At 69.1% G+C, this 9,835-nt stretch carries 9 protein-coding genes; 3 read left to right on the forward strand and 6 right to left on the reverse strand.

Annotated elements, in window-relative coordinates; all coding sequences use genetic code 11:
• On the reverse strand, window positions 1-2,090 hold a 2,090-nt coding region (locus EPN31_RS16535), incomplete at its 3' end, for a diguanylate cyclase (RefSeq protein WP_291775902.1).
• A 237-nt stretch (window positions 2,091-2,327) separates the two neighbouring features.
• Between EPN31_RS16535 and EPN31_RS16540 the strand changes: the two genes are divergently transcribed.
• Window positions 2,328-3,236, forward strand: coding sequence for a hypothetical protein (locus EPN31_RS16540; protein ID WP_027492824.1), 909 nt, complete (start codon window positions 2,328-2,330; stop codon window positions 3,234-3,236).
• A 74-nt stretch (window positions 3,237-3,310) separates the two neighbouring features.
• Here the strand turns inward: EPN31_RS16540 and EPN31_RS16545 are convergent, their stop codons facing one another.
• The 5 genes from EPN31_RS16545 to EPN31_RS16565 all read right to left on the reverse strand — a co-directional run bounded on the left by EPN31_RS16545 (window position 3,311) and on the right by EPN31_RS16565 (window position 7,852).
• Window positions 3,311-4,213 (reverse strand): DUF4097 family beta strand repeat-containing protein, encoded by a 903-nt coding sequence (locus EPN31_RS16545; RefSeq protein WP_008437139.1) that lies wholly within the window; start codon window positions 4,211-4,213, stop codon window positions 3,311-3,313.
• Between the two features lie 17 nt (window positions 4,214-4,230).
• Window positions 4,231-4,689, reverse strand: a complete 459-nt coding sequence (locus EPN31_RS16550) for a hypothetical protein (protein WP_027492825.1) — start codon at window positions 4,687-4,689, stop codon at window positions 4,231-4,233.
• Window positions 4,686-5,231 carry a sigma-70 family RNA polymerase sigma factor gene (locus EPN31_RS16555; RefSeq protein ID WP_008439617.1) on the reverse strand — a complete coding sequence of 182 codons (546 nt, stop codon included), beginning with the start codon at window positions 5,229-5,231 and terminating at the stop codon, window positions 4,686-4,688. The genes EPN31_RS16550 and EPN31_RS16555 overlap by 4 nt, the downstream gene beginning before the upstream one ends.
• A 130-nt stretch (window positions 5,232-5,361) precedes the next feature.
• Window positions 5,362-7,149 (reverse strand): phosphoenolpyruvate carboxykinase (GTP), encoded by a 1,788-nt coding sequence (locus EPN31_RS16560; RefSeq protein WP_081666615.1) that lies wholly within the window; start codon window positions 7,147-7,149, stop codon window positions 5,362-5,364.
• 124 nt (window positions 7,150-7,273) lie between these two features.
• Window positions 7,274-7,852, reverse strand: a complete 579-nt coding sequence (locus tag EPN31_RS16565) for a TetR/AcrR family transcriptional regulator (RefSeq protein ID WP_008439619.1) — start codon at window positions 7,850-7,852, stop codon at window positions 7,274-7,276.
• Between the two features lie 139 nt (window positions 7,853-7,991).
• Between EPN31_RS16565 and EPN31_RS16570 the strand changes: the two genes are divergently transcribed.
• Together EPN31_RS16570 and EPN31_RS16575 are read left to right on the forward strand one after the other, a co-directional pair.
• A complete protein-coding gene (locus EPN31_RS16570; protein WP_027492827.1) occupies window positions 7,992-8,930 on the forward strand; it encodes an alpha/beta hydrolase in 939 nt (312 codons plus the stop codon).
• The coding region (locus EPN31_RS16575; RefSeq protein WP_291775925.1) for an acyl-CoA dehydrogenase family protein at window positions 8,927-9,835 on the forward strand (909 nt) is incomplete at its 3' end. The genes EPN31_RS16570 and EPN31_RS16575, both read left to right, overlap by 4 nt.

The following is a 9,835-nucleotide window of genomic DNA, read 5'->3' on the forward strand; positions in this document are numbered from 1 at the left end:
GCCGCGCGATGGCGGCCGCCGTCCTTCGCGTTGTACATCGCCGCGTCGGCGTCGCGCAGCAGTTCCTCCGGCTGGCGGTAATGCGGGCGGGCCAGCGCGATGCCGATCGAGGCGGAGGTGAAGATCTCCTTGGTGCCGAGCCGGAACGGCGTCTGCAGCTCGCTGATGATGCGTTCGGCGATCAGCGTGGCCTTGTCGGTTTCGACGATGCCTTCCAGCAGCACCGCGAACTCGTCGCCGCCGAGCCGCGCGACCACGTCGCGGGTCTTCAGGCAGGCGCGGATGCGGCCGCCGACCTGGAACAGCAGGTCGTCGCCGACCAGATGGCCGACCGAATCGTTGATGACCTTGAAGCGGTCCAGGTCGATGAACAGCACGGCGAACTGCTCGTCGGGGTTGTCAGCATAGCGCCGCATGGCCTGTTCCAGCCGTTGCAGCAGCAGGGTGCGGTTCGGCAGGCCGGTCAGCGAGTCGTGCAGGGTCTCGTACTTCAGCCGACGCTCGACGCGCTCGCGCTCGGCGATCTGTTCGCGCAGGTCGCGGTTGGCCAGCGCCAGCGCGCGGGTGCGCTCGGTGACGCGGCGTTCCAGCCCGGCATAGGCGTGTTTCAGCGACGCGGCGGCCTGCTTGCGCTGCAGCGCGTTGGCGATGTGGTAGCTGACGAAGGTCAGCAGTTCCTGGTCGCGCTCGTTGTAGGTGTGCTCGGGCGAGTAGCTCTGCAGCGCCAGCACGCCCATCGCCTTGCCGCCCCAGATCAGCGGCACGCCGAGCCAGCACACCGAGCGCGCGCCGAAATGGCTGATCTCGCCCTGCGCGCTGAGGCGGTCGATCTCCGCCGGCGTGGCCAGCAGCGGCTTGGCATGGCGCAGCACGTATTCGGTGGCGCCACGACCGTGCGCGCGCGACGGGCGCACGTTCTCGACATCGTCGACCGAGTAGGGAAAGGTGAGGTGGCCGCTCTCCTCGTCCAGCAGCGCGATGTAGAAGTTGCGCGCGTACAGCAGGCCGCTGATGACCTGATGCATGGCCGCGTAGAACTTGTCCAGGCTGTCCGAGGTGTTGGACAGCTCGGCGATGCGGAACAGCGCCGCCTGCAGGCGCTCGCCGCGCTGGCGCTGCAGCACCTGTTGGCGCAACACGCGGTTCGCCTCGCGCAGCGCGGCGGTGCGGTCGGTCACCCGGCGACCCAGTTCGAGGTGCGCCTCGCGCCGCTCCAGCGCGGTCTGCACGTGCTGGGCCACATAGTTCAGCAGCTCCAGGTCGTGCCGGGAATAGTGCGTATCGGCGCGGTAACTCTGCATCACGATGCCGCCGACGACGCGGCCGGCGCGCAGCAGCGGCGCGCCCAGCCAGTGCTCGCAGCTGGGACCGAGCGGCACCAGCCGGTTGCTGAATTGCTGGCGCAACTCGTCGATCGAACCCATCAGCGGCCTGCCTTCCTGCAGCAGGTTCCAGGTCAGGCTGTGCAGCATGTCCTGCAGCGGCACGCTCTGCTCCGGCGGCGGCGGATCGGTGTCCTTGATGTCGACGTAGTAGGGGAAGCGCACCGTCTCGGTGACCGCGTCGTAGAGCACGATGTAGAAGTTTTCCGCGTACATCAGGCTGCTGACGATGGCGTGCAGCGAGCGCATCATCTCGGGCATGTCGTGTTCGGCGCCGGCCTGCTCGGCGATCGCGTACAGCGCGCGCTGCAGTCGCTCGGCCTGTGCCAGCCGCGAGATGGCCTCGTACAGGCGGCTGGTCTCGGCCAGTTGGTGCAGGCGGACGTCGGCGAGCCGGCCCAGCCAGTCCAGGCGCTCGCGCAGGGGTTCGGGCAGCGGCAGGTCGGCCCATTCCAGCACCAGGCTGCGCGGGCCTTGCGGATCTTCGGCCAGCACCAGCTGCCCGGCCAGATGACCGGGCTGCTCATCCATGCGCCGCCAGCGCAGGCGACCGTGGATGCCGAGGTTGTCCAGCATCAGCTCGCACACTTCCATGACGCCGGCGGCGTCGGAAGCCTCGAACAATCTTTCGACCGCCGCATGCAGGGCCGCAAGATCCTTGGCCACCGGCGGCGGCTGGGATGAACGGATCGTCGGTGTGGCGCTCATGGGGCTGCGACTGGTTCCGGTGCGATCTGGCGGGTTGACGCGTCTTTATATCGTGTAAGTCTGCCCCCTCGCCAGTTTCCTGCCGGGGTGGGAACCCGTGACGGGCCCGGGGGTCGAAGCTGTGCCGGGTGCCCGCATTTGTGCGTTGGCGCGGGTTTTCAGGGTGTTAGCAAAACGTAAAGCAGGGTATACTGCGCGCCAAGTATCCACCATCGAACGAGTCTTCGGTCCGTCCCCATGCGTCGCCTGTCCGTCCTGCTGCTGACCCTCTCGCTGCCGCTTGCGGCGGCCGGGCAGTCCGTGGGCGGCGACAACAGCCTGGCGCAGCGTCTGCTGACGCAACCGCCGGAGCAGACGGCCGAGGTCGAGCCGGGTGTCGTGGTGCCGCTTTGGCGCGGCGCCGATGGCCGGCTGCTGGCGATCAAGGCGGATCGCAGCACCGGTGCCGAAGCGCTGCGCAAGAATGCGCCGCTGACGCTGCGGGTGGTGGACGCCTCCACGGTGATGACCACCGGCGTCGAATACGGCCTGGGCCCGCGGCTGCAGGCGCACGCGGCGGTGAGCGAGCAGACCTGGACGAACCCGGGTCTGCGCGTGTTCGGCAGTGAAGTGGGTGCCACCTATGACGCCGGCAGCTACAGCGTGGGCGTCAGCGTCGGCAGTACCACCACGCCGAACAGGAACGCGTTGCCGCGCGTGTTGCCGGGCGCCGCGCCGGGCGTGGATGGCCTGTCCAGTTTCGAGAGCAGCGCCCAGCTCAATGCGCACGGTCGACTGGCCCTGGGCAGCAAGAGCGGCATCGACCTTGGCGCCAGCGTGGGCCGCGTCCACCTGCTGCCGGGCAACCTGCTCGGCGTCGACACGCTGGACCAGAAGGCGCTGAGCTTTGGCGTCGACCATGGCCCGCTGAGCGGCGTGGTGACCGGCCGCACGATGCAGCCGCAGGCGGGCATCCCCGGTGGCCTGAACGCCGACCGGCGCTGGAACAGCATCGACCTGGGCGTGACCTGGCGCCTGCCGTGGCGCGGCTCGCTGAGCGTCGGCGCGCAGAACCTGTGGTCGTCCGGCACCTCGACCAATACGCCGGCCGGCCCGGAACCGGATCAGTCGCGCACGCCGTACGTGCAGTACCACCAGGATCTCTGAGCGGTTTTCTTCCGCCGGTCCCATGAGGAAAAACGCCGTCGCCATGCGACGGCGTTTTTCGTTCGCGCGTGCGTTCAGTCCCGCTTGCGCACGCGCAGGTCGCCGCTGAACGTCTCGATGTTGATCTTGCCGGCAGCGTCGCCGAGACGGACGTCCAGCGAGCTGCCGGGGCCGTGCTCGGGTTTCTTCGGCGTGCCGAAATCGCTGCGCAGGTCGCCGCTGAAGCTGCTGGCATGCAGGCTGGCCGAAGTCGTCGCAGGCAGCTGGAGCTGCACGTCGCCACTCATGCTGTCGATGCCGATGCTGCCGCCGGCGGCCACGCCGCCGCTGAGCTGCACGTCGCCGGACACGGTGCTGAGGGTGAGCTTGCGCCACGGCCCGCCACTGGCCTGGATGTGGCCGGAAATGGTCTGCAGCTCGACCTCGGAACCCAGCGCCGGCGCGAGGATCTCGCCGCTGACGGTCTGCAGGTCGGCCTGGTCGGCATGCCCGGCCTGCTCGATGCCGCCGCTGACGCTGTGCACCTTCAGCGAGGGCGTGCGTGCATTGATGCGCGCCTTGCCGCTGACCGTGCTGACCTGGATGCTGCCGCCGTCCATGCCGTCGATGACCAGCGGCGCGCTGACCACGTTGACGTCGAGCGAGGCTGCCCTGGGCACGCGCAGCTCCAGCGTGGTCGGCGCCATCCTGCTGTCGCCGCCCCGGTTGAACCAGCCGGAGCCGCCTTGCGGTTCCACCCGGATCTCCAGGTCGCCGTTGCTGCCGGTGATCGCCAGTGGCTTGGCGCCGTCGCCGAGTCGGCCGCTGACCTCCACTTCGTTGCGGTCCCACGCGGTCACGTTCACCGTGCCGGCGACGTTGCCGATGCCGATGCGGGCGGTCGGGGTGGCGTCGTGGCGCAGCTGGATCGGCGAGTCGGCGAGCGCCTGGCCGATGCACAGGCACAGCAGCAGGGGAAGATAGCGGACGGGTTTCATGGTGGTTCCTGGTGATCTCAGCCGGCCTGATGGGCCAGCTGGCGCAGTTGCGTCTGTTGCTGTTCAGTGCGGCCGAGCAGGCGTTGCAGCGCCGGAGAATCCGGAGCCTGCTGCAGGGCCAGCTGCAGTTCCATGCGGGCGGCATCCAGTTCGATCGCGGCACCGGCGAAACGGGGGTCGGAAGGTTTCCAGTGGACGCTGGCCTGCGTGGGTTCCGCCACAGGCGCGGCCACGGGCTGCTGCCACAGGCGCCAGCCGATGCCGGCGGCGAGCAGCAGCGAGGCGGCGATCCCGGCGCCGGCGAGCAGCCGGCGATGGCGCGGCGCCGGGCGCGGCTCGCGTGGGTGCGGCGCCGCGGGCGCCTGCGTGCGCCCGGCGTCTTCCAGCATGGCGTCGATCGAGGCCCACAGGTCGCGCCGTGGCGTCAGCGGCTGGCGCAGGTCGCGCAGCTGGCGGCGCCATTCGAATTCGTTCATGAGCTTTCTCCCAGGATCTTGCGCAGCAGCGCGCGTGCGCGGTGCAGTTGCGCTTTCGAGGTGCCGATGGCCATGCCCAGCTCGCCGCCGATTTCCTCGTGCCGCCAGCCTTCGATGTCGTGCAGCACCAGCACGGCGCGGGCGCGCGGCGGCAGTCGGGCGATGGCGCGTTCCAGCTCCTCGCGCTCGGCGGCGCAGAACGGGGTCTGGCCGGTATCCGGCAGATGCTCGTCGTCGAGCATGCTGACCGGGTCGGCGCCACGCGCGCGGATGTCCATCAGCGCCACGTTCACCGCGAGCCGGTACAGCCAGGTGCCGAACGCGCTCTCGTGACGGAAGCCCGGCAGCTTCTGCCAGGCGCGGATGAACGCGTCCTGGGTGAGGTCCTCGGCGCGGGCATGGTCGTAGCCGGCGAGCCGGCATACCGCGCCGTGCACGCGGCCCACGTGCAGCCGGTACAGCCGCTGGAAGGCCTGGCGGTCGCCAGCGGCCGCCGCGCGCACGTCATCGCTGTCGTTGGCTCCCGCTGGGGCAGGCGACATGGAGCTTCCAGGGGCGGGGCAGGCGGCGATCATCTTGCCAGCTTGGATGCGCCGTGGCACGAAAGGGTTTGCACGGCGGCCTGCGGGGACCGCGCGCAAGTCGCGACGACCTGCGCGCGGTGCGGTTGGCTCAGGAGGCGGCGGCCTCGCGGCGCGACGGGCCGGCGTCGCTCTCCAATGCCTGCGCCACGCGTTGCTGCTCCCGCCGCAGGCGTTCGGGCAGGCGCGGGGCGAAGCTGGCGAGATAGTCGTCGATGGCGGACAGCTCGGCCTGCCAGCCGGCGTTGTCCACGTCGAGCAGTTCGTCGAGCCGGCTGCGCTCGAGTTTGAGCCCGTCGAGCTGGAGTTCACCCTCGCCGGGCAGGATGCCGATCGGCGTCTCGACGCCCTGCACGCGACCCTCGGCGCGGTCGATCATCCATTGCAGCACGCGCAGGTTGTCGCCGAAGCCCGGCCACAGGAACTTGCCGTCGGCGCCCTTGCGGAACCAGTTGACGTGGAAGATTTTCGGCAGCTTCGCGCCGGGCCGGTCGAACGACAGCCAGTGCGCGAAGTAGTCGCCGTAGTGGTAGCCGCAGAACGGCTTCATCGCCATCGAATCGCGACGCAGCACGCCCACCGCGCCGGTGGCCGCGGCGGTGGTTTCCGAGCCCATCGCGGCGCCCATCAGCACGCCGTGGCTCCAGTCACGCGCTTCCATCACCAGCGGCAGCAGCGAGGGCCGGCGGCCGCCGAACACGATCGCGCTGATCGGCACGCCCTGCGGCGCCTCGGCCTGCGCCGACCAGGTCGGGCACTGCTTCGCGCTGACCGTGAAGCGCGAGTTCGGATGCGCGGCCGGGCCATTGGCCGGGTCGTAGGGTCGGCCCTGCCAGTCGGTGACCGGCGTGCCGGGCAGGCCTTCCCACCACGGCTGGTTGTCGGCGGTGACGGCGACGTTGGTGAAGATGGTGTCGTGCGAGATGCTCCGCATGGCATTGTGGTTGGTGACGTCGCTGGTGCCCGGCGCCACGCCGAAGAAGCCGGCCTCCGGGTTGATCGCGTACAGCCGTCCATCCGGGCCGGGATGCATCCAGCAGATGTCGTCGCCGATCGTCCACACCTTCCAGCCGTCACGCCGGTAGCCTTCCGGCGGGATCAGCATCGACAGGTTGGTCTTGCCGCAGGCGGAAGGGAATGCCGCGGCGATGTAGTGCGTCTCGCCGCGCGGATTCTCGATGCCCACGATCAGCATGTGCTCGGCCAGCCAGCCCTCGCTGCGCGCCTGATTGCTGGCGATGCGCAGCGCATGGCACTTCTTGCCCAGCAGCGCGTTGCCGCCGTAGCCGGAGCCGTAGGACTTGATGCTGAGCTCGGCCGGGAAGTGCATGATCCAGCGCTGCTCGGGGTCGAGCTCGCCGATCGAGTGCAGGCCCTTCACGAACGAACCCTCGCGCTCGATCCTCGCCTGCGCGTCCGCGCCCATGCGGGTCATGATCTTCATGTTGGCGACCACGTACGGGCTGTCGGTGATCTCCACCCCGCAACGCGCCAGCGGCGAGTCGATCGGGCCCATGCAGTACGGGATCACGTACATGGTGCGGCCGGCCATGCAGCCGTCGAACAGCGCGTCGATCTTCGCGTGCGCCTCGGCCGGGGCCATCCAGTGGTTGTTCGGGCCGGCATCTTCCCGATTCGGGTGGCAGACCAGGGTGAGGTGCTCGACGCGGGCCACGTCCTGCGGGTGCGAGCGGTGCAGGTAACAGCCTGGATGGGTCTGCTGGTTCAGTTCGATCAGGGTGCCGTCGGCCAGCATCTGCTGCACCAGAGTCTGGTATTCGGCTTCCGAACCGTCGCACCAGTGGATCCGGTCGGGGCGGGTCAGCGCCGCCACTTCGGCGACCCAACGATCAAGCGCTTCCAGCGTGCTGGCCATCATGTCCTCTAAGGTCTTGTGGAAAAAAAGAGTTGGAACGCTAGTTTGCGCGCACTGGTATTGCAAGGTTTGGCGCAGCAAAAACGGCGCCGGATGGCGCCGTTCGGGGTGTTGCGCGGGGGCCGGTTCAGGCCGGGATCAGGGTCGCGATCATGTGTTCGACATAGGCGTCGAACTCTTCGAGATTGATCCGCGGCAGCCCCAGCGTGAAGTTCAGCTGCAGGAAGCCGACATAGGCGGCGTAGGTCAGCCGCGCGCGGTTGAGCGCCTCGGCCGGCGGCAGGCCGGCTTCACGGTAGGCGGTGGTGAGGAATTCCATACGCCGCTGCGACACGCGGGCCATCACCGGCACCACCTGCGGATGGTCCAATGCTTTCAGCAGCGCCGCGTAGACGCGGTGCGGCTGCAGCTCGTGGGCGACGCGGCGGAACAGCTCGGGCAGGCGCTGGCGCGGGTCGCTGATCTGTTCGATCTGGCCCAGCACCTCGCGCTCGCCGTACTGCTCCCAGCGCTCCAACGCGGCATGCAGCAGTGCTTCGCGGGTGCGGAAGTGCCAGTAGAAGCTGCCCTTGGTCACGCCCAGCTGGCGTGCCAGCGCTTCCACCGCGAGTGCGCCGACGCCGTGCTCGGCGATCAGCTGCAGCGCGGCAAGTTCCCAATCCTCGGCCGACAGCCGGGTACGTTCTGGCTTGCTGCTGACATTCATTTGCGTATGGTAGCGGCAGCCCGCGCATTTTTGTAATGCGGCAAGCCGCTCGGCGGAATCTCCGGGCGGACCAAGCCCGCTGCCGCAGCCTCGAGGGCACGGTTGACGCCGCTTGCCGGGGCAATCCATACTCATCCGTATGGTGAGCAATATCCCGCTGTCCCCGACCGTCAGCCACTTCCCCACCGCCGACTTGCGCCTGGCGGTGGAAACGCGTGGCCCGGAGGGCGGTCCGGCCCTGCTGTTCGCGCATGGCTTCGGTCAGACCCGTGGCGCCTGGAACAGCACAGCCGCGGCGCTGGCGCAGGCGGGCTGCCGCTGCGTCAGTTTCGACGCGCGCGGCCACGGGCAGAGCGAGTGGATGGCAGCTGGCGCCGATTCGCGCACCGGCTACCACATGGACCAGTTCGCCGACGACCTGCGCCGGCTGGCCGCGGCGCAGCCGCAGCCGCCGATCCTGGTCGGCGCCTCGATGGGCGGACTGCTCGGCATCGTGCTCGCCGGCGAAGTGCGGCCCTCGCCGTTCCGTGCGCTGGTGCTGGTGGACATCACGCCGCGCTGGGAAACCGCCGGGGTGGAACGCATCCTCGCCTTCATGCAGGCGCACCCGCACGGGTTCGCCAATTACGCCGAGGCTGCCGAGCAGATCGCCACCTACCTGCCACAGCGGCGCGAACGCAAGAGCGAGCAGCAGTTGCGCCCGCTGCTGCGCGAAGGCGCCGACGGCCGGCTGCGCTGGCACTGGGATCCGGCCCTGCTGGCCGGCGACCTGGTGCAGGAGAGCGAGCGCTACCAGCCACGCCTGCAGGCCGCCGCAAGGAAGATCGAACTGCCCGTGCTGCTGCTGTCCGGCGGGCGCAGCGACGTGGTGTCGCGCGCCACCGTCGACGAATTCCTGCAACTGGTGCCGCACGCGCAGCACGTGGAGTTGCCGCACGCCACGCACATGGTGGCCGGCGACGCGAATGACGCTTTTACGCGCGAGGTGGTCCGCTTCGCGCAGAGCCTTGCCCCTGACCCACCGGCCGGCGCGTCGCCGGCGCCGTTCCATCGCCATGAGGTGTTGAGATGTCCGTGATACTGACCCTGCTGGCGGCGCTCGTCGCCACCGGCGCCTGTGCCTACCACCGCAGCAGCCTGCGCACCTGGGCGATCGCCACCATCGCCGCCACGCTGGTGGTCGGCCTGGTCGTGCATGCGCCGTGGACCACGGCAATCCTGCTGGTGATCGAACTGGCGATCGCGCTGCCGCTGCTGCTGGTGGACTTCCGCCGCAAGCAGATCAGCCTGCCGATCCTGAAGCTGTTCGCCAAGGTCACGCCGAAACTGTCCGAGACCGAGCAGACTGCGCTGGAGGCCGGCACGGTCGGTTTCGAGGGCGAGCTGTTTTCCGGCAAGCCGGACTGGCACGAGCTGCTGAAGCAGCCCAAGCCCGAACTTTCGGTGGAGGAGCAAGCCTTCATGGACGGCCCGGTGGAACAGCTCTGCGGGATGATCGACGACTGGCAGATCACCCACGAGCTGGCCGACCTGCCGCCGAACGTGTGGGAGTTCATCAAGAAGAACCGCTTCTTCGGCATGATCATCCCGAAGCAGTACGGCGGCCTGCAGTTCTCCGCTCTGGCGCATTCGGCGGTGTTGCAGAAGCTGTCCACCGTCTCGGCCACGCTGTCCTCCACGGTGGCCGTGCCGAACTCGCTGGGTCCGGCCGAGCTGCTGCTGCACTACGGTTCGGAGGAGCAGAAGAACCACTACCTGCCGCGCCTGGCGGTGGGCGAGGAGATTCCCTGCTTCGCGCTGACCGGTCCGTACGCCGGCTCCGACGCCACCTCGATCCCGGACATCGGCATCGTCTGCAGGCAAGTGGTCGACGGCGTCGAAACGCTCGGCATCCGGCTCAGCTTCGACAAGCGCTACATCACGCTGGCGCCGATCGCCACGGTGGTCGGCCTGGCCTTCCGCATGTACGACCCCGAGCACCTG

Origin of the sequence: Castellaniella sp. (genome assembly GCF_004321985.1) — a bacterium.
Classification (GTDB): Bacteria; Pseudomonadota; Gammaproteobacteria; order Burkholderiales; family Burkholderiaceae_B; genus Castellaniella.

Coding starts and splice junctions, on each gene's coding strand:
- EPN31_RS16555 (WP_008439617.1), bottom strand. CDS start 5,231: ATGTCGCCTGCCCCAGCGGGAGCCAACGACAGCGATGACGTGCGCGCG.
- EPN31_RS16545 (WP_008437139.1), bottom strand. CDS start 4,213: ATGAAACCCGTCCGCTATCTTCCCCTGCTGCTGTGCCTGTGCATCGGC.
- EPN31_RS16540 (WP_027492824.1), top strand. CDS start 2,328: ATGCGTCGCCTGTCCGTCCTGCTGCTGACCCTCTCGCTGCCGCTTGCG.
- EPN31_RS16560 (WP_081666615.1), bottom strand. CDS start 7,149: ATGATGGCCAGCACGCTGGAAGCGCTTGATCGTTGGGTCGCCGAAGTG.
- EPN31_RS16570 (WP_027492827.1), top strand. CDS start 7,992: ATGGTGAGCAATATCCCGCTGTCCCCGACCGTCAGCCACTTCCCCACC.
- EPN31_RS16565 (WP_008439619.1), bottom strand. CDS start 7,852: ATGAATGTCAGCAGCAAGCCAGAACGTACCCGGCTGTCGGCCGAGGAT.
- EPN31_RS16550 (WP_027492825.1), bottom strand. CDS start 4,689: ATGAACGAATTCGAATGGCGCCGCCAGCTGCGCGACCTGCGCCAGCCG.